The organism is Bradyrhizobium sp. CCBAU 11357 (assembly GCF_028128865.1).
GTDB lineage: Bacteria > Pseudomonadota > Alphaproteobacteria > Rhizobiales > Xanthobacteraceae > Bradyrhizobium.
Genome location: NZ_LBJW01000100.1, coordinates 25,150 through 43,332 on the forward strand (window position 1 = coordinate 25,150; position 18,183 = coordinate 43,332).

General features: G+C 62.7%; 17 protein-coding genes and 1 pseudogene. 1 reads left to right on the forward strand and 17 read right to left on the reverse strand.

What is annotated here, in order from left to right; translation table 11 throughout:
- Window positions 1-261: 261 nt before the first annotated feature.
- The 14 genes from XI05_RS17990 to XI05_RS18055 all read right to left on the reverse strand — a co-directional run bounded on the left by XI05_RS17990 (window position 262) and on the right by XI05_RS18055 (window position 15,629).
- Entirely contained in the window at window positions 262-1,647 is a 1,386-nt protein-coding gene (locus XI05_RS17990; protein ID WP_260379132.1) for a TolC family outer membrane protein, read from the reverse strand.
- A gap of 204 nt (window positions 1,648-1,851) precedes the next feature.
- Window positions 1,852-2,514 carry a protein-L-isoaspartate O-methyltransferase family protein gene (locus XI05_RS17995; protein WP_271504046.1) on the reverse strand — a complete coding sequence of 221 codons (663 nt, stop codon included), beginning with the start codon at window positions 2,512-2,514 and terminating at the stop codon, window positions 1,852-1,854.
- Between the two features lie 137 nt (window positions 2,515-2,651).
- Window positions 2,652-2,831, reverse strand: coding sequence for a hypothetical protein (locus tag XI05_RS18000; protein WP_172789085.1), 180 nt, complete (start codon window positions 2,829-2,831; stop codon window positions 2,652-2,654).
- A gap of 1,045 nt (window positions 2,832-3,876) precedes the next feature.
- Window positions 3,877-4,578, reverse strand: coding sequence for an SDR family NAD(P)-dependent oxidoreductase (locus XI05_RS18005; protein WP_271504047.1), 702 nt, complete (start codon window positions 4,576-4,578; stop codon window positions 3,877-3,879).
- A 30-nt stretch (window positions 4,579-4,608) separates the two neighbouring features.
- Complete coding sequence (locus XI05_RS18010) at window positions 4,609-5,337, reverse strand: glutathione binding-like protein (RefSeq protein WP_271504048.1); 729 nt, start codon at window positions 5,335-5,337, stop codon at window positions 4,609-4,611.
- A gap of 149 nt (window positions 5,338-5,486) precedes the next feature.
- Window positions 5,487-6,686, reverse strand: coding sequence for an ABC transporter substrate-binding protein (locus XI05_RS18015; protein WP_271504049.1), 1,200 nt, complete (start codon window positions 6,684-6,686; stop codon window positions 5,487-5,489).
- 73 nt (window positions 6,687-6,759) lie between these two features.
- Entirely contained in the window at window positions 6,760-7,920 is a 1,161-nt protein-coding gene (locus XI05_RS18020) for an iron-containing alcohol dehydrogenase (protein ID WP_271504050.1), read from the reverse strand.
- 97 nt (window positions 7,921-8,017) lie between these two features.
- A complete protein-coding gene (locus tag XI05_RS18025; RefSeq protein WP_271504051.1) occupies window positions 8,018-9,028 on the reverse strand; it encodes an NAD(P)H-dependent flavin oxidoreductase in 1,011 nt (336 codons plus the stop codon).
- A 20-nt stretch (window positions 9,029-9,048) separates the two neighbouring features.
- Window positions 9,049-10,236 carry an acetyl-CoA C-acyltransferase gene (locus tag XI05_RS18030; protein WP_271504052.1) on the reverse strand — a complete coding sequence of 396 codons (1,188 nt, stop codon included), beginning with the start codon at window positions 10,234-10,236 and terminating at the stop codon, window positions 9,049-9,051.
- Between the two features lie 13 nt (window positions 10,237-10,249).
- Window positions 10,250-11,380 carry an acyl-CoA dehydrogenase family protein gene (locus tag XI05_RS18035; RefSeq protein WP_271504053.1) on the reverse strand — a complete coding sequence of 377 codons (1,131 nt, stop codon included), beginning with the start codon at window positions 11,378-11,380 and terminating at the stop codon, window positions 10,250-10,252.
- A gap of 26 nt (window positions 11,381-11,406) precedes the next feature.
- Complete coding sequence (locus tag XI05_RS18040) at window positions 11,407-12,588, reverse strand: acyl-CoA dehydrogenase family protein (protein ID WP_271504054.1); 1,182 nt, start codon at window positions 12,586-12,588, stop codon at window positions 11,407-11,409.
- Between the two features lie 11 nt (window positions 12,589-12,599).
- On the reverse strand, window positions 12,600-13,337 hold the full coding sequence (locus tag XI05_RS18045; protein WP_271504055.1) for an SDR family oxidoreductase: 738 nt from the start codon (window positions 13,335-13,337) through the stop codon (window positions 12,600-12,602).
- A gap of 45 nt (window positions 13,338-13,382) precedes the next feature.
- Window positions 13,383-14,927 carry a class I adenylate-forming enzyme family protein gene (locus tag XI05_RS18050; protein ID WP_333939937.1) on the reverse strand — a complete coding sequence of 515 codons (1,545 nt, stop codon included), beginning with the start codon at window positions 14,925-14,927 and terminating at the stop codon, window positions 13,383-13,385.
- Window positions 14,928-14,990: 63 nt separating this feature from the next.
- Entirely contained in the window at window positions 14,991-15,629 is a 639-nt protein-coding gene (locus XI05_RS18055) for a 2-hydroxychromene-2-carboxylate isomerase (protein WP_271504056.1), read from the reverse strand.
- 206 nt (window positions 15,630-15,835) lie between these two features.
- Between XI05_RS18055 and XI05_RS18060 the strand changes: the two genes are divergently transcribed.
- Window positions 15,836-16,318: a winged helix-turn-helix transcriptional regulator gene (locus XI05_RS18060; RefSeq protein ID WP_260374633.1), complete on the forward strand. Its 483-nt coding sequence runs from the start codon at window positions 15,836-15,838 to the stop codon at window positions 16,316-16,318.
- A gap of 533 nt (window positions 16,319-16,851) precedes the next feature.
- On the opposite strand, the pseudogene XI05_RS18065 reads toward XI05_RS18060, so the two are convergent.
- The 3 genes and pseudogenes from XI05_RS18065 to XI05_RS18075 all read right to left on the reverse strand — a co-directional run.
- Window positions 16,852-17,243 (reverse strand): annotated as a pseudogene (locus tag XI05_RS18065) (aminotransferase class I/II-fold pyridoxal phosphate-dependent enzyme); the annotation flags it as partial.
- Window positions 17,244-17,469: 226 nt separating this feature from the next.
- A complete protein-coding gene (locus tag XI05_RS18070) occupies window positions 17,470-17,703 on the reverse strand; it encodes a DUF6894 family protein (RefSeq protein WP_271504057.1) in 234 nt (77 codons plus the stop codon).
- 36 nt (window positions 17,704-17,739) lie between these two features.
- Window positions 17,740-17,931 carry a hypothetical protein gene (locus XI05_RS18075; RefSeq protein ID WP_271504058.1) on the reverse strand — a complete coding sequence of 64 codons (192 nt, stop codon included), beginning with the start codon at window positions 17,929-17,931 and terminating at the stop codon, window positions 17,740-17,742.
- Window positions 17,932-18,183 lie beyond the last annotated feature (252 nt).

The following is an 18,183-nucleotide window of genomic DNA, read 5'->3' on the forward strand; positions in this document are numbered from 1 at the left end:
CACCAAGCACGGCAGGATTGGCCGGTTCCGCAACGACAGGCCCGTCATTTTCGTCGCCGCAGCCCGACTTGTCCCCAGATCACGGCTCAACGTGCAGCGGCGTGCCCTGCCCCCGGCACCGAAGCATTACGCACACGAGATCAACGCGGGGCGAATCGACCCGCATCATCCTGGCAAGGCTATGTCAGGGATTTTGATGATTGCAAGCAAAGCACCGGTCGACCTCGGCTGTTGGCGAGATCGACCGGATGATTACGGGAATCAGCGCCCGTCAGGCGTGCGCACGCCGGCCCAGCTGTCGCGGACCTGATGGTAGTGAACGCTGGGGTCGTAGACCGTGGTCGCAAGGCCGAGGACTTGCGGCGAGAGACGCCCGACCGCAGCGAGGACGTTATAGGATGCAACGACGCGATCGTGCTGCGCGGTCACCAACGCAACGCGCGCATTCACCAGCGCCTGCTGCGCGTTGAGCACGTCCAGCGTGGTGCGCTGGCCGGCCTTGGCCTCCTCACGTACGCCGTTCAGGGCGATCTCGGATGCCGCCACCTGCGCCTGGGCCGACTGGACCTGGGCCTTGGTGGCCTGCAGCGAGCCCCACCATTGCACAACCGTCGCACGGGTCTGGTCGCGGGTCGTTTCGAGGTTGAGTCGCTGCTGCGCCAGGTTTTCCTTGGACTGGCGGATCAGCGCGTATTCACTGCCGCCCTGATAGATCGGCACCGAGAGCTGCGCGATCGCGGATGCGTTGAACGAGCGCAACGAAATCAAGGACTGTTCGTTGGCCTGTGTGGCCGATGCCTGGATCGTCATCGTGGGCAGCAACGCACCTTCGGCGACCTTGACCTGCAGGTAATTGACGTCGATGCCGAACATCGCAGCCGTGACGTTGGGATGCTCGATCAGGCCAAGCTCGATCGCTGCGGCAAGCGTTGAGGGGAGGAAACGATCGACAGGTGATCCGGGTGCAAGATTTGCCGGCTCGTTACCGATGATGCGGCGGAAGTTTGCGCGCGTGGTGGTGAGATTTGCTTCCGCGGTAAGGGCCTGCGTCCTGCCGGCGGCCAGCTGTGCTTCCGATTGCGCAACGTCTGTGCGGGTCACTTCGCCGACGTTGAAGCGATCGCGGGTTTGCTTCAACGTCTGCTCGAGCACGCGCACGTTGCTGCGCTGGACTTCAAGCGTGGCCGCATCGCGCAGATAGTCCATGTAGGTCGTCGCAGCCTGGAGCAGCACACTTTGATCGAGGCTGCGCAGCGCTTCGCGAGCACCGGACACCTGGCTCTCCGCCGCCCGCGTTCGGTTGGCGGTCTGATTGCCATTGTAGAGTGTCTGCGAAGCGGTAATTCCAGCGCTGCGAGGTAAGGTGGTTCCGTGGATTGAGTTGGTGCCGACGCCGCTCTGCAGATCCTGATATTGATAGCCACCGCTCGCGGTCATCGACACCCGAGGACGATAGCCAGACAAGGCCTGCGGCACGTTTTCGTCGGTCGAGCGCACCTGGGCACGCTGCGCGTTGAGCTGCGGATTGTTCTGATAGGCGCGCACCAGCGCGCCATCGATCGTATCCGCCAAGGCAGGCGTCGGCCCGGCAAGCGCCAGCAGCAGGACCGAAACCGCAGCTCCGGTGAAGAGCTTCACCCCATGCATCCGTGAAATTCCGTTCATTCTAACGCCCGACTCGTGCCCGCGAGCTGGGTTACCGTATCAGTGGAGTCGTTGCCCCGCCGCAACATAGGACGCGGCCAGCCGCGACGGAACTACCCGAGGGTAGTTCTCAGTGGAAACTCTTCACGTGCAGCATCCCGGCCACACTTCTGATTCAGAACGGGATTTGGGGCGGCTTTGGGGCCGTCAGAAGACAAAGGCGGCCACGCGCTCCAGCCCGGGAAGGACCGGGGCGGCGGCGTCGAACAGCGCCCGATGGCCGAATTCGCCGTGAGTACGGGTCACAATTACGGCACGCGGCGGCCTCGATTCGGCCGACACCCCCACCAGGCGCCCCCCCTCCTTCAGCTGTCCGAGCAGAGCTTCCGGCAGCACTTCGGCCGCCCCGTTGAGGACAATCACATCATAGGGCGCGGCAGCGGGATCCCCGTCGGTACAGGCCGCCGCCTTGCAGGCGACATTGGGCAGCGCCTGGGCGATGAAGGCGTCCCCGGCCTTGGCGGCCAAAGCCGAATCGCACTCCGTCGCCGTGACCTGCCGCGCCAGCTTGGCGGCCAGTGCGGCGAGATAGCCGGTGGCGCAGCCGACGACCAGCACGTTGTCACCCTCGCCGATTTCGGCGGCCTGGAGCAGCTTGCCGGTCAGCGCCGGCTTGATCAAAAACCGCTTGGCGGTGCCTTCGCTCACGTCGAGATCGAGATCGAGGTAAGCCAGCGCCTGCCTGCCGGCCGGCACAAAGGCTTCGCGCGGCACCGTGAGCATGGCATCGAGAACACGACGGTCGGTGACGTCATTGGTGCGCACCTGGCCATCGACCATTTTTTGGCGCGCGGTCGAAAAACCGGACATTTGCGGACCCTGCAATGCGGACGATGCCGCGGAGAAAAATCGCGGCATCTTTGGAGCATGCTCGGTCAAAACGCAACATGGCCGTTGGCGGTGGCGCACCGCGCTCCGCAACCCTCCTGATGGGGGCCCGACCAGCCCTATTCGATGGCGACCGCCAGGCGGCCGATGAGGGCAGCGACCTCGTCCAGCCTAGCCGAATCCGGCGCCTCGACTGCGCGCGCGAGACAAGCGAGGCATTGATCGTCGCTGAGCTCGGGAATGCCGGCCGGCAGAATCGAGGGGGCGATATCCGAACGGTCGACCTGGATCTCTGGCATGGGAATCAGCTCCGCAAATGTCCGGCAAATCCACGCTCGACGTGAATTGAGTCGTCCCAATGGCGAGACGACGCCGACGCAAACACATCTGTTTGACCGCTATTCCGCGCCGGACCACGGGTGCAACGTTCGAAAATCAGGGAAAGCAGATCGTGCGCCGCGTGAGGAGACGGACACAAATCATTGAAATGTCTGAAAGATTTGGCTCCCCGGGCTGAATCGGTTTTTGTTACGAAGGGTCTGAAGGGGTTGAGGAATGTCCGACAGACGTTCGAGCAATACCCCCAAAGAGTTTGCCTGGTCGGGAAGTCCCCGATCTGCCGATTGGGGACCTCTTAGTTTCGCTATTGGCGCTCGTACAGATCGATGTCTCGAATGCGTCATCGATCAATTCGCGCAGCGCGGTCAGAGTACCGCGCGCGCGAAGGGCCGAGCGACCTGCCATGTAAGGTCCAGCAGGAGGCAGGCCGCAACGATCCCACCTCCGACTTGGCCGGTGCTAATCTCGGCGATGCGACCGCCATTCACGCTGAAGTAGGCTGCGATGTCGTGCTGACGATCGCCTCGCACCAACATACCTTTGACTGTTGCGATCTCACCTTCAGAAAGAGCCATCTGCTCACCTCCAGCCGGCTACTTCTTTTTCTTCTTGTGCTTCGCCTGCGCGAGCGCCGAGGCGATTGGACCGCGGTCCTTCTTAGGGATCCTCTTGTCCCGGAGGTCCCTCCCCGCTTGGCTGGCTCTGTGGGCACAATCAGCTTTAATCCTGCACGGCGCATGAGATTGGCTTCGGCGAAAGGCGGCCGCGAGCGGGAACGTTGAGACGGCGCTGAGGTTGATCGAAGAGAAGAGATTGGCGCCGCCATCTGAGCTAGCGTGTGTGGGTAACAGCTGCTCTTCGCATCTTCATGACGCTATTCCGGCCTGGTCGAGGGAGTTTGCCATCAGGGAGCTGCGATCATTCTCGCCAGATTCACAAACGAAATTTTCGCCGCTTCTGAAGCACTAATCTGCCACACCCTGCCGACAACGAAGCGCTTCTCGACTACCAGCTCTCTCCGAACGGTCGCAATTCAACATTGAACGACCACGCGCTGCGGTCCTGGTGGACGACGTGCCAGATCTCATCCGCGATGGCGCGCGGCTTGATGAAGAAATCGTCTGGTCGGTCCGGCCAGCGCTTCCGCGTCCACTCGAGATCAATCACGGCATCGACGACGACATAGGCGACGTGAACGCCCTGCGGTCCGAGATCACGTGCCATCGCTTCGGCCAGAATTCGCTGCGCCGCCTTGGTCGGCGCGAAACCTGCAAAGCCGGCTTTGCCCCGCAATGCCGACGTGTTGCCGGTGGCCACGATGGCGCCCTGGCCAGCCGTCACCATCGCTGGGGCAAATCGCCTCGCCAGATACAGCAGCCCCATGGTGTTGACCTGGAAGTTGCGGTTGAGGATCGCCGGATCGATCTCCCGAAAGGTGCCGAACGCACCGCCGACGGCGTTGTGGATGACGACCGTGGGATGGCCGAGATCACGCTCCACGGCGGCTCCGACCGCTTCGACTTGGTCGGGATCGGAAACATCGCAGCGGAATCCTTTAGCGCCCGGCAGTTCCTTCTCCAGGGCGGCGAGACGTTCCTCGTTCCTGGCGAGCAGAGCGACGCGATAGCCGCTCTCGGCAAACCGCCTTGCGAGAGCGGAACCTGTGCCGGGGCCGACACCGGATATCAGGCAGACAGGCGCGGTCATGCGATTAGTCCTCCACGTTCGGCCGGCAGCTCAGTTGCCAGCCTTCGCCAACAGCTTTTCGACATACGGGTTGAGATCGGGCCGAAAATGCTCGTGCTCGACGAGACGGGCGAAGTGGGCAAAGGCCCGCGGATACTCATCCTGCACCGCAGGATGCAGGATCCTGTCGAGCCCGAGCTTGTGCAATTGGTCGGCCCGCGCATGCTCATTCATGAACAGCGCAAGCTCTGCGGCAAAGCAGATGTCGGCAAGCGATAGTCCTCCGCCCACCAGCGCCGCGCGCTGCGGCGACAGCGCCTGTTCGATTCCCGACGCATAGACCGCAAACGCCTCCCTTGCTCGCGCGTGGACGGCGGCATCGACCGTGTCGCTCGACAGCGCCAGGAGGTAAATCTGCGAATCCCTGGCGAAGACCAGGCTGACATCGAGAAAGCTGTCGATCCTGGACGCTTCATAGGCATCACGCCCGTAGAGCGCGAACTTCGCCGCGCCGAGCCGTGCCACCGCCCGCATGATGCTGTTCGATTCGAAGATCCCGATTGTCCCATCAGGCCCGAAAGCGGCGGGCACGTTGCCGAACGGCTGCGCTGCCATGAACGCATCGGTCTTGAAGAGTTGCGAACCGGTCAGCCCGACTCGACCGGTTCGCGCCAGCGAAGATAGCGAGGCGCGTTCATGCTCCGCCAAAGGATGGGCGTCGTAGTCCCACAACCAGTCCCGCAGCTCCTTGGGCGGAGCTCCCCTGACCTCGACCTCCACACCGCAGAACCGCGCTGCGATGGTCGCCTTCCAGACCCGGGGGTTTGGCAAGTAGGAGAATATCCGCAAGTCAGCCATGATGGCTTCCTCCTGATCGTCCGCCCTCGTCGGTCCTCGCCTCGAGGCCGAGAAGCCACGCGGCGGATGGGCTACTCCGAGCTTGCGTCAAGAATCCCGCCGAACGGCTCCCACCGGCTTCCGGTCCAGCGCTGAAGCTGCAGTTGCGTCCAAACCATGTTGTTGGCCTCGCTGGTGTTGATCCGGATGCCGGGCAATGCGGTCGACAGTGTGAAGTTCTTCAGCGACTTCGCTTGCCTAATGACGTTCTCGCGCGAAAGGTCGTCGCCGCATTGCTTGAGGATCTGTTCCAGCAGCATGCCCTGCTGATAGCCGGTCAGATAGCTCGTATTGGTGATATCGGAGCCTGCCAGATACCGATCGAAGAAGGCACGATAGGCCTTGATGGCCTCGTCGTCCTTCCAGCTCTCGTCGTTTGGATCCTTGTTGAAGGTGCCGACGATGACGCCGACGGAATTCTCCAGCCCCGCCGGTTTGATCGTTCCGGCGATCGACGACGACGGGAAATTGATCAGGATCGTTGGCTTCCACGCCGTCTCGGCGGCGCGGCGGATCGCCTGCGCGGCGAACTTGGGCGTGCCGGCGATGAACAGCGCCTGCGCACCCGAGCTCTTCAGCGCTACGACTTGCGAGTCGATCGTCGGCTCGGTGACTTCGTAGCTGGCGGTGACTACGCGCTTGTCGAAATCAGGGCCGAGAACGGCCTTGAACGCGTTGACGTAGTCGCGGCCGAGATCGTCATTCTGGTAGAGAATGGCGTATTTCGCCGAAGGCAACGCGCGCGTCAGATATTTGGCGTAGATCTTTCCTTCGGTGTCATAGCTGACGAGGCCGGTGGTGGTCAGCGGATAGTCCTTGACACTGGTGAACTTGCTCGCGCCTGTGACGATTGCGATCGTCGGCACGCGCTTGGCAGCAAGATATTTTGCCACGGCAGTGTTGCCTGCGGTACCGAGCTGGCTGAACATGAACGCGACTTCGTCGCCTTCGACGAGTTTCCGTGCATGCTCCACCGATTTCGGCGGGCTGTAGGCGTCATCCAGCATCAGATAGTCGATCTTGCGTCCACTGATGCCGCCGCGATCGTTGACCGATCGCATATACGCCAGCACGCCATGCCCGACCTGGCCGATCGAGGAAGCAGGCCCGCTGAGTGGAAAGATGCCGCCAATCTTGATGCTTGTCGCGGTGACACCGACCGGATCGGCTGCCCAGCAGGGCGCGGTTGTCGCAATCAGGAGTGCACAGGCCAGTCGCATGCCTCTAAACATCGCGTATTCCTCCAATGTTGCTTTCGCGCGCGGCCTTCCGTGCGGTCGGCCATGACGGAAAACTGGCGCTTCTTCAGGCGGCCAGCTTGAGTATCTTGACGATGTCGCCGGGCTCGCGGATCGGCTGCGGATTGGCCCGCGTGAAGATCGAGAGCATGGCGTTCTTGCCGATCAACTCGAAACGGTCCTGGGCCACGCCGACGTCAGCGAGCCGCCGCGGCAGACCGAGCTCCGCGATAAAGGCTGCAAAAGCTTCACCGGCATCACGCTCCGGTGCGCCGAGTGCGGCGGCGATCGATTTCTGAGCCACTTGCGTGGCCGGCAGATTATAGCGCAGCACGCTCGGCATCATCACTGCCGTGCAGAAATAATGCGGCACGTCGCAGGTCCCACCGAGGACATGGCCGATGGCATGGCTGGCCCCCATCGGAACGCGCGACTGCAACCCGAAGGCCGACATCCAGGACCCCAACTGGCAGTTCAGCCGCGCCGCCTCGTCTTTCGGATTGTCCCTGGTGCGCCGGAGTCCGTCGTGCAGATAGCGCAAGCCCTGCTGGCACACGGCGTCGACGAGCACATTGGGACGGCTGGAGCAGATCGCCTCAATACCGTGATCCATCGCCCGAGTGCCGGATCCCAGCCACAGTTTCTCGGGAGTGTATTTCGTGATCGCCGGATCGAGGATGATGCTCCGCGGCATCATCATCGGATGATTGAAAATCTGCTTCAGCTTGCGGCTGGTGTCGGTAATCAGCGCAGCCGAATTGTATTCGCCGCCGGAGAGCGTGCTCGGGATGGCGATCATGCGCACTTTCGGGGTCCGGAATGGCCCGAAGCGGCGGTCCGGCGTGGTCTCGAACCCATCGAGCCCCATCGGCTCAAAGATCTCGTGCTCCATGCACATCAGCACGATCTTTGCCGCATCGACCACCGAGCCGCCGCCGATTGCAACGACCAGGTCGGCCTTAGCGTCCTTGGCCTGCCGGGCGATCTGCGTGACCACGTCCCGGGTCGTGTGCTGCGGCACCCCGTCAAAGGTCGCGGCATGGCGTGCACCGAGCGCCGTCCGGATCTTCTCGATCTCGTCGGTCGTGGTGTTGATGGTGCGGCTCGCGATCAGATAGACGCGCTTGGCACCCAGGCGCTCGGCCTCCTCCCGCAGCGCCTCTGCCGCGGGCTTGCCGTAGATCACGGATTCCATAGTGGGGTATTGATGGCTACCTACGACAGGCATGCTCTTCCTCCCTGGTGTTCTTTTCTCCGCGTCGCTGCGGCGTCAGCATCGCGACGCCGTCAGCCACCCCGGTCTTGTGCTCGTATCTCGTCCTTCGTCAGGCGACCGCACGCGCCCGGTGCGTCTCGACCTTGCCGTCAAGGAAGCCGGTCAACCGCTGGCGGATGATCGCTTCCGCCTCCGCCATGATGCGATCGATCAATTCCTTGACTGTCGGGATGTCGTGGATCAGCCCGACCACCATGCCGCAGCTCCAGGCCCCGGCATCCATCTCCCCATGGACCATCACCTTCGGATAGACGCCGGCCACCTGGTCGAGGATGTCGTCGATCTTCAGGCTTTCGCCCTTCTCGCGCTCGATCTCGAGCAATTCGCTGACGCCCTTGTTCTTCAGCACGCGCTCGGTGTTGCGGAGCGCGCGCATCACCAGGACCGTGTCGAGCTCGGTCGCCTTGACCAGCGCCTGCTTCACGTTTTCATGAACTGGGGCTTCCTTGGTGGCGACAAAGCGCGTGCCCATGTTCATGCCGGAAGCGCCCATCGCGAGCGCACCGACGAGGCTGCGTCCATCCGCCATGCCGCCGGAGGCGACGAACGGGATCTTCAGCTCATCCGCCGCCCGCGGCAGCAGGATCATATTCGGGATGTCGTCCTCGCCGGGATGACCGCCGCATTCGAAACCGTCGACACTGACAGCGTCGCAGCCGATCTTCTCGGCCTTGAGCGAATGCCGTACCGAAGTGCATTTGTGGATCACCTTGATGCCGGCCGCCTTCAGCGCCGGCATGTAGGCTTCCGGGCTGCGGCCCGCAGTCTCGACCGCCTTGATGCCGCCTTCGCGGATCGCGGCGATATATTCCGGATAAGGCGGATCCGACAGTGTCGGCAGGAAGGTCAGGTTCACGCCGAACGGCTTGTCCGTCATGTCGTGGCAGCGCGCGATCTCCCTGGCGAGAAGCTCGGGCGTTTTCTGGGTTAGGCCGGTGATGATGCCGAGGCCGCCGGCGTTGGACACCGCCGCCGCCATCTCGGCGAAGCCGACATAATGCATGCCGCCCTGGATGATCGGATGCTGGATGCCGAACAATTCAGTGATTGCTGTCTTCACGCGAAAGCTCCGTTTTCCGATCAGTGGACGATTTCGAACAGGCCGGCCGCGCCCATGCCGCCGCCGATGCACATGGTCACCACGCCGTATTTCGCCTTGCGCCGTCGGCCCTCGAGCAGAAGATGGCCGGTCAGCCGCGAACCTGTCATGCCATAGGGATGACCGATCGCGATCGAGCCACCATTGACGTTGAGCTTGTTCGGATCGATGCCGAGCTTGTCGCGGCAATAGATCACCTGCACCGCGTAGGCCTCGTTGAGCTCCCAGAGATCAATGTCGTCGATCTTGAGGTTGTGGCGCTTGAGCAGCCGCGGGATCGCCGCGACCGGGCCAACGCCCATCTCATCTGGTTCGACGCCGGCGGCGACGAAGCCGCGGAAGATGCCGAGCGGCTTCAGACCCTTTTGCGCGGCGATTCTGTCGCTCATGATCACGCAGGCCGAGGCACCATCGGAAAGCTGGCTGGCATTGCCAGCGCTGATGGTCTTGCCCTCGAACACCGGCTTGATCTTGGCAAGGCCTTCCGCGGTCGTATCCGGACGCGGGCCCTCATCCGTTGACAAGGTCACCTGCTGATACGTCACTTCCTTGGTGTCCTTGTTGACGACAGCCATCCGGGTCGCGATCGGAACGATCTCGTCGTTGAAACGGCCGCCCTGCAAGGCCGCGCCGACCCGTCGCTGGCATTCGAGCGAGTATTCGTCCTGCTGATCGCGGCCGATCTTGTAGCGGTCGGCGACCACTTCGGCCGTCTCCAGCATGGACATGTACATCTCCGGCTTCATCGCCATGAGATCCTGGTCGATGGCATGGAACTTGTTCATGTGATCGTTCTGCACCAGACTGATCGACTCGATGCCGCCGCCGATTGCGATCTCGACGCCGTCGAGCATGATCGAGCGCGCCGCGACCGCGATCGCCTGGAGGCCGGAGGCGCATTGCCGGTCGATCGTCGTGCCGGCAACCGTGACCGGTAGACCGGCGCGGATCGCACCCTTGCGCGCGACGTTCATCACCATGGTGCCCTGCTGCATGGCGCAGCCCATCACCACATCTTCGACTTCGCCCGGCGCGATGCCAGCGCGCTTCACCGCCTCGGCCATCACGTGACCGGCCAGCGTCGGACCATCGGTATTGTTGAGCGCGCCGCGATAGGCCTTGCCGACCCCGGTACGCGCGGTGGAAACGATCACTGCTTCAGTCGTCATGTCTGCCTCTCTGCTAGGCGGCCGCATCGAGCTGCGCGTAGCGCAACAGGTGAAAGGCGGGATCGCCGAACTGGATGTTGATGGAGGAAATCCGCTTGAAATAATGTCCGACGTTCAACTCGTCGGTCATGCCCATGCCGCCATGCAGCTGCACGGCCTGGTCGGCGACGAACTTGCCGGCATAGCCGATTTTCGACTTGGCGCCGGACGCCAGCCGCGAGACGCTGGCTTCACCGCCGCCGAGGCTCACCGCGAGGTGCTGCATCAGGGACAGCGCTTCCTGATGAGCGATGAACATGTCGACCATCCTGTGCTGCAACACCTGGAAGCTGCCGATCGTGGCGCCGAACTGTTTTCGCGTCTTGGAGTACTCCAGCGTCGCCGCGTTCAGCTCGCCGATCGCGCCTACCGCTTCGGCACAGAGCGCACCGATCGCGCGGTCGCGACACGCTTCGAGCGCTACAACGCCCTCGCCTTCCCGGCCCAGGAGCTGACCGCGGACCCCGCGCAGGCCGATCTCGGCGGCGCGGCGGCCGTCGATCGTCCGAAAACTCTGCAGATCGAGATTTGCGGCACGGCGATCGACCACGAACAGGCTGAGGCCGCCGCGATCGTGGCGATGACCGGATGTCCGGGCGGAGACGATCAAATGATCTGACCACGGTGCGGCCAGCACCGCGGTCTTCTCGCCGGTGAGGACGAAGTCGTCGCCGTCCCGCTTCGCCGTGGTGGTGACGTTCGCGAGATCGAAGCGCGAACCCTTCTCGGTCCAGGCCAGCGCCCACAACTTCGCGCCGGCAACGATCTCGGGAATGAAGGCCTGCTTCTGTGCGTCGGAGCCGATTTGTTCGATCAAGCCGCCGGCCACCACGACCGTCTCGACAAATGGCTCGACCACGAGGTGACGGCCGAACTCCTGCATGATGATCATAGTCGACAGCGGACCGCCACCGAGGCCGCCGACCTCCTCGGAGAATGGCGCGCCCAGCAGCCCGAGTTCCGCGAAGGCTTGCCAACGCTCGCGGCTGTGCCCCTCCTCGCTCGCGACGATCTTGCGGCGCGCGTCGAAATCATACCGGTCGCGCAGCAAGCGCTGGACGCTGGATCGAAGCAGCTCTTGCTCTTCCGTGAACTGGATATCCATCCGATTTTCTCCCGTGCCGCCGTTCGCTAGAGACCGAGCACGGCCTTGGCGATGATGTTGCGCTGGATCTCGTTCGATCCGCCGTAGATCGAGAGCTTGCGCGAATTCAAATATTTCTCCGACGCGGTGTGACCGTAATCCGGCCCCGGCATGAAATGGTTGGCGCTGACGGGATGCTCGCGGATCGCCAGCCCGTAATTGCCGATCGCGCGATGGGTGAGCTCGGTGATGTCCTGGAATATCTCGGTGCCGCGGATCTTGAACAGCGAGGCCGCCGGCCCCGGATCGATGCCGCGTGCCATTTGGCCAACAACGCGCAGCTCGGTTGCCTCCAACGCCAGCACATCGAGCTCGACGCGGGCGATGTCCTTGACGAACTCGGGATGCGCCGGATCATCCTCAGGGATCTCCGCCTTCACGATCTTCTTCAGTTTCGCGATGTAGCGCGTCGAGCGGCCGATGCCGGCCATGCTGGTGCGCTCATTGCCGAGCAGGAATTTGGCGTAGGTCCAGCCCTTGTTCTCCTCGCCGATCAGGTTTTCGACGGGCACGCGGACGTTCTCGAGGAAGACGTCATTGACCTCATGCGAGCCGTCGATGGTAATGATCGGCCGCACAGTGACACCCGGCGACTTCATGTCGATCAGCAGGAACGAAATGCCGGATTGCGGCTTTGCGGCCGGATCGGTCCGCACCAGGCAGAAGATCCAGTCGGCGTGCTGCGCCAACGTGGTCCAGGTCTTGTGCCCGTTGACGATGTAGTGGTCGCCGTCGCGCACCGCCTTGGTGCGGACGGTGGCGAGGTCTGATCCCGAGCCGGGCTCCGAATAGCCCTGGCACCACCAGTCCTCGCCCGAGAGAATGCGCGGCAGAAATTTCTTCTTCTGCGCCTCGTTGCCGAACGTATAGATGACGGGACCGACCATGGTGACGCTGAACGCCAAAGGCGGCATCGTGCCGGCGCGCGTGGTCTCCTGCTCGAAGATGAAGCGGCGGGTGATGGACCAGCCGGGTCCGCCATATTTCTTGGGCCAGAGCGGCGCGATCCAGCCCTTCTTGTGCAGGATGCGATGCCACAGCAGCATCTGCTCCTTGGAAAGGTCGGTCTCCGGATTTGGAACGCGCATTTCAGCCGGATAATTGTTCTTGATGAATGCGCGGACTTCGTCGCGAAACGCCGCATCGTCTTGGGATAGCGCGAGCTCCATCGGGGCGCTCCCTACCACTTCTCGCCGAAAGGACGGATCTCGAGCTCGAACGTCCAGGCGCTCTTCGGCTGCTGGTAGAGCTGCCAATAGGACGCGGCCACCGACGCAGGCGGCATCAGCAGGTCCGGATTGTCGAGCGCATCGGGCCCGAGCGCTTCGAGCCGGCGCTGCCGGACCCATTCGGTATCGACGCCAGAGTCGATGATGAGATGCGCGACATGGATGTTCTTCGGCCCGAGTTCACGGGCCATCGCCTGCGCGACGGCGCGCAGCCCGAACTTGGCGCTGGCGAAGGCGGCGTAGCCGGAACCGCCGCGCAAGCTCGCAGTCGCGCCGGTGAAGAAGATGTTGCCCTCACCACGCGGCAGCATCAGCCGTGCCGCCTCCCGTCCCGCTAGGAAGCCGGAATAGCAGGCCATTTCCCAGACTTTTCGGAACACCCGCTCGGTGGTCTCCAGGATCGGGAAATTGACGTTGGCGCCGATATTGAAGATGCAGACCTCGAGCGGCGCGTGCTTGTCGGCGTCGTTCAGGAAGGAGATGATCTCCTCCTCCTTGCGCGCATCGAGCGAGCGGGCGTGGATCTCGCCGCCGGCAGCCTCGATATCCTTGACCAAGGGCGCAAGCTTGTCGCCGTTGCGCCGGCCCGCGAAGACCGTGAAGCCCTCGGACGCGAACTTCTTGGCAATCTCGCCGCCAATGAAATCACCGGCGCCGATCACCGCAACCGTCCTGTTTCTCTTCTGCATGGGACTTCTCCAGCCTTGTGACTTATTGAAGCGATCTCGCGCGCGTCAGTTGCGCAGCGATTCCGCCAGCTTGTGTTTCAGCAGCTTGCCCGTCGACGTGGCCGGCAGCGCGTCCATGAGGATGATCTCGGACGGTCGCTTGTAGGAGGTAAGCTCAGGCGCGACATGCGCCATCACGTCCTGCGCGGTTGCCGAGGAGCCTTTGAGCAGCTGAACGAAGGCAACGATCTCTTCATTGCCCGGAACCGTCCGACCGACCACGGCGCATTGCACCACGTCGGGATGAGTGCTCAACACCGCTTCGATCTCGGCCGGATAGACGTTGAAGCCGGAGCGAATGATCATCTCCTTGGTGCGTCCAACGATGAACATCGCCTCGCCCTCGAAGCGCGCCAGGTCGCCCGTATTGAACCACCCATCCGGGTCGATCGCCTTCGCCGTGAGGTCCGGCGCGCGGTAGTAGCCGAGCATCACGTTCGGTCCGCGCACATGCAGTTCACCGATGTCGCCGTTGGTCACGATGGCGCCGTCACGCGCGACGATTCGAGCCTCGACGCCCGGCACGAGAGTGCCGACCGAATTGTCGCTGCGCGGTGCCTCCGCCCGAACGCCGGAAATGCCGGGCGAGCATTCCGTGATGCCGAAGGCGTTGCCGAGAGGAAGACCAAGCTCCTTCTCAACCCGCGCTTTGAGCTCAAGGTCGAGCGGCGCACCAGCGACGCTCATCAACCGCAGTGCGCCGCGCTCCAGTTTCGGCAGGCCCGCCGTCTGCTTGTATTCGAGCAGCCGCTGGTAGGTCGCGGGGACGCCGTTCAGGAGCGTAATGCCATCCTCTGCGAGTGCCTTGGCAAGCGCGGCGGGATTGTATTTGGTGACCAGCCGGGTGACCGCACCGACCATGAGCGTCATCGTCAGAAGCGAGATTCCGACAATGTGCGAGATCGGCAGCACGCAATACTGCACGTCGTCAGCGGTCATGCTGCGCAAGGTCGCGGTGGTCCGGGCCGAGAACAGCAGGTTCCGGTGCGAGAGCATGACGCCCTTCGGCGTTCCGGTGGTTCCGGACGTGTAGATGAGCACCGCCACCTGGCGTGCGCCGTCGGTCTCGACCGGCTCGGCCTTGGTTTCCCGGTTCAGCGCGGACACGCCGATGCCGTTGAGCGGCCCGACATCCTGCAGCAGAGCCTCACAACGCGTCGCGTGTGCGGCCGCCTCTTCCGAGACCTTTGCCGTGAAGAGCATGCGTCGCGCGCCGCTGTGATCCCTGATCTGGTCCAGCTCGCGCGGCGACAGCCGCGGGTTGGCAACGATCGCCCAGGCATCGAGCCGGCTTGCGGCGAGCAGGAGACAGGCCAGCGGGATCGAGTTCTCGCTGACGAGCATGATGCGATCGCCGGCGCGGATATCGAGCGCGCGCAGCGCGTCCGTGGTGGCACCGACCGCCCGGTCGAGTTCGCGATAGGTCAATTTGGCGTTGTCATCGATCAGCGCTGTCCGATCGGGCGTGGCGGCAACATAGGGGTCCATCACCTCATGGATGCGGCGCGGCAGTACATTTAGAATCTCGTCTGCAGCTTGCTGCCAACTCACCAATGACACCTCCCGTTGCTGGGCCCTCTCCGGGCTCGATTTATCTGGAAAGCTGATGCGTCCTCAGGCGGTCTTGCGCCGCTCTGAGCTCAGTTGCGCGAGGATTTCGTCCTCCACGTCGCGCAGGCTGTCCTTGCCGAAATAGATCTCGTTACCGACAAAGAAGGTCGGGGAGCCGAACGAGCCGCGCGCCACGGCGTTGCTGGTGTTCTCGATCAGCTTCTTTTTGACGTCGTCCTGCTGAGCGCGCGCGATGATGCGATCGATGTCCAGCCCAGAGGACAGGAAGGCGGCGCGGAATACCTGCTGATCGTCCATCTTCTTGGGCTCGACCCACATGTGGTGATAGGCGGCATGGAAGTAGGATTCAAACTGCCCCTCGATCTCCGCGGCCACAGCGCCGCGCATTAGCGCAAGCGTATTCACCGGAAAGAAGGGGTTCATCGTGAACTTCGTGATGTCGTGCCGGCGCAGGAAACGCTGGGTCTCGAGCGCATTATATTCCGGCTTGTTCTTGATCCCGCGCAGCGACTCGGCGGGCGACATGTTGCCGGTCGCCTTGTAGACGCCACCGAGCAGCACCGGCACGTAGTTGAATTTGACGCCGGTGCGCTGCTCGATGCCGGGCAGCGCGAGCTCGGCGAGGTAGGCGTTGGGACTGCCGAAATCGAAGTGAAACTCGACCTTGAGCGAGGCTGCCATGGAACGCCCTTCCCTTCGACGGCAGCGATTGTTCGCCGCCCGATTGATCCTGGCGCGAGTGTTAAGGTTCTATTTCAGAACTGTCAATATGATGATCATCATCCTAACGAGGAAAGACTGATGGAAATCGCGGCATCCTATTGAAATGTAGTGAGTTCTAATTTAGAATTTATTTTTGGGATACAAGAGAATCGTCGGAGACGCTGATGAAATGGGATGCCCTCGAGGAAGAACCGTGCTCGCTGGCCCGCACCGTGGCTGTGATCGGTGACCGCTGGAGCCTGCTCATCCTGCGCGAATGTTTTCTGCGTATCCGCAGGTTCGACGAATTCCAGTCCTCGCTTGGCGTGACCCGGCACCTGCTGGCCGACCGGCTGAAGAAGCTCGTACGCTTCGGTGTGCTGCGCAAGATTCCCTATCAGGAAGCGCCCAAGCGCTATGAATACATCCTGACGCAAAAGGGTCTCGACCTCTATCCGATCATCATGTCGATCGTGCATTGGGGCAACGTTCACATGGTCGACTCGCGCGGACGACCGTTGCTGCACGAACACAAGAACTGCCACAAGATGTTTGATCCCGTCATGGTCTGCTCGGAGTGCGGCGAGCCGCTGACGGCGAAGGCGGTTCACGTCCATCCGGGCCCCGGCGCGCGGAAACCCACACGCACCGGCGCGGCCGCACGATAATTCGCGAGTAACATTCACCACTGACGCGGCTCAGCCGTCGCCCGCCGAACACCAGCATTGCCTCGGACGAACCAGTAGTCGGAAAGAGATTTGTCAGTTCCGCTGGGCAGACCAATACCCCGAACAACGCGCGCCTCCCGAATAGCCGCTCCACGTTCCCCGACCGGTATGGCTCGAGAGCCGACCTGAGCCGGACGCATATTTGTCCGAAACGGTCACCGAAGCGCGGACGGCGCCCGAGCGCGCCACACGGCCCCTGAACCTCACGAGGTTGGGATGTGTGACGACCCCGTCAGTGATATTGACGGAGAACGTGTAGGTCGGATCGCACGCGCCCCTTTGCGTCACGAAGAGAAGATCCCAAGAGCCGTCGTAAACTGTGCGGGCCTGTGCGACCGATACGGAACCGACCAGGCAACTTGCGGCGATCGTATGAGTGAGAAGGTTTTTCATTGTCTGCTCCATGTGTGTTTTGGCCAATCGCCTCGGTTTGCAGATATCAATACGGCGCATGCCGCCGGGCACGCTGGGTTGTTCGGCAGCAACTTGGCGATCGTCGCGATGCCAGCCTGGTTGGACACGTGGCCCGAAGTGAAGACCACGCGGCTTCCTTGCCGTGCAGGTCCGCGATCTCGCGCTCCAATTCGACCAGTGGATGATGGGTGCCGGAAATGTTGCGGGTGCCGCCCGCGCCAGCACCCTTGCGGGTCGCGGTTTCGACCATGGCGCCAATGACCTTCGGATGCTGGCCCATGCCGAGATAATCATTCGAGCACCAAATCATGACTGGGCGCGGCCCCTGCGGAGAATGCCATAGTGCGTGCGGAAAACGTCCGGCGATGCGCTCGATATCGACAAACACGCGGTAGCGATGTTCGGCGTGCAGCCGAGCAAGCGATGCGGAAAAGAAATGATTAAAGGTCATCGTGCAACTCCGCCTGGTTTCGCTCCCGATTGCACTCATCGGGATACGCTGAGCCGATCCGACCCGCCATCGCCTATCGAGCCCGAAAGAGGCGGCCGGTCCCCGGGAGGAGAAAGGACCGGCCGCGGAGAGCCCGACGGGACAGGGAGGGAGACGCGCCGGGAACTAAAAGCTCACAATTCGGCGAAGCCACGCTGTCGGCGATCGTATTGCACTTACGCTGACTTCAATGCGGCTTGCCAAGAACCAAGGCGAAAGGGACGATGAACAGCTCATCGCCTTGGTCGTCGCTGACATGCAGCGACCAATCACGCCAATCCTCGAGGCTGCGCTCGCTGGTGTAGCATCGCACGAGCCGGGTTGCATGATCGCGCGTCTCGGCGAGATCGTTCACCAGGGCCCCCTTCTGATCGAGGAAAACCTTCTTCGTGGTGGAGCAGTGGAAATACACGTGGGTCATGTCCGGCCTCCTTCGAACAGTGCCTCGCCTTCGGCGTCAGCGACCCCCCGGGGCCATGCCTTGGGCCGCGTCGACATGCGAAGCTTGCTCGGCTCGCCGCTCGTAGGTATCGGCGAGGGCCTTCAGCTGAGCCGCAACTGCTCGATCGGTCATGGTGCTGGCGGAATAGAGCAAGGTCTGCGCCGTTCTCAGATATTCCCTGCCTCGTCGTGAGATCTGCAACGTCATGGAACTCTCCGTCGGTCCGCAATTAACGAGATCGCGTCGGCCTGGCTGGTGTTATGCAGAATTTTCCTGGGCGTGGCTTTGCACTGGTTGCCGGGATTTTGTCATGGGTTGCTGTCGATGGCGGTCCGTGCGGCCGACGCTTTCGCCACTTTCGAAGCGAGAAGCGCCTCCGCCGGACAAACGCGACCGTCCGCGGCGGCGCCACCGTTGTGGCGCACGGCAGCACTGCCTGCGCGCGGATGCCCTTGCCCC

What these genes read in the sequence shown, in the direction of transcription:
- XI05_RS17990 (WP_260379132.1), bottom strand. Translation starts at nt 1,647, where the DNA reads ATGCATGGGGTGAAGCTCTTCACCGGAGCTGCGGTTTCGGTCCTGCTG.
- XI05_RS17995 (WP_271504046.1), bottom strand. Translation starts at nt 2,514, where the DNA reads ATGTCCGGTTTTTCGACCGCGCGCCAAAAAATGGTCGATGGCCAGGTG.
- XI05_RS18000 (WP_172789085.1), bottom strand. Translation starts at nt 2,831, where the DNA reads ATGCCAGAGATCCAGGTCGACCGTTCGGATATCGCCCCCTCGATTCTG.
- XI05_RS18005 (WP_271504047.1), bottom strand. Translation starts at nt 4,578, where the DNA reads ATGACCGCGCCTGTCTGCCTGATATCCGGTGTCGGCCCCGGCACAGGT.
- XI05_RS18015 (WP_271504049.1), bottom strand. Translation starts at nt 6,686, where the DNA reads ATGTTTAGAGGCATGCGACTGGCCTGTGCACTCCTGATTGCGACAACC.
- XI05_RS18020 (WP_271504050.1), bottom strand. Translation starts at nt 7,920, where the DNA reads ATGCCTGTCGTAGGTAGCCATCAATACCCCACTATGGAATCCGTGATC.
- XI05_RS18030 (WP_271504052.1), bottom strand. Translation starts at nt 10,236, where the DNA reads ATGACGACTGAAGCAGTGATCGTTTCCACCGCGCGTACCGGGGTCGGC.
- XI05_RS18035 (WP_271504053.1), bottom strand. Translation starts at nt 11,380, where the DNA reads ATGGATATCCAGTTCACGGAAGAGCAAGAGCTGCTTCGATCCAGCGTC.
- XI05_RS18040 (WP_271504054.1), bottom strand. Translation starts at nt 12,588, where the DNA reads ATGGAGCTCGCGCTATCCCAAGACGATGCGGCGTTTCGCGACGAAGTC.
- XI05_RS18045 (WP_271504055.1), bottom strand. Translation starts at nt 13,337, where the DNA reads ATGCAGAAGAGAAACAGGACGGTTGCGGTGATCGGCGCCGGTGATTTC.
- XI05_RS18055 (WP_271504056.1), bottom strand. Translation starts at nt 15,629, where the DNA reads ATGGCAGCCTCGCTCAAGGTCGAGTTTCACTTCGATTTCGGCAGTCCC.
- XI05_RS18060 (WP_260374633.1), top strand. Translation starts at nt 15,836, where the DNA reads ATGAAATGGGATGCCCTCGAGGAAGAACCGTGCTCGCTGGCCCGCACC.
- XI05_RS18070 (WP_271504057.1), bottom strand. Translation starts at nt 17,703, where the DNA reads ATGACCCACGTGTATTTCCACTGCTCCACCACGAAGAAGGTTTTCCTC.
- XI05_RS18075 (WP_271504058.1), bottom strand. Translation starts at nt 17,931, where the DNA reads ATGACGTTGCAGATCTCACGACGAGGCAGGGAATATCTGAGAACGGCG.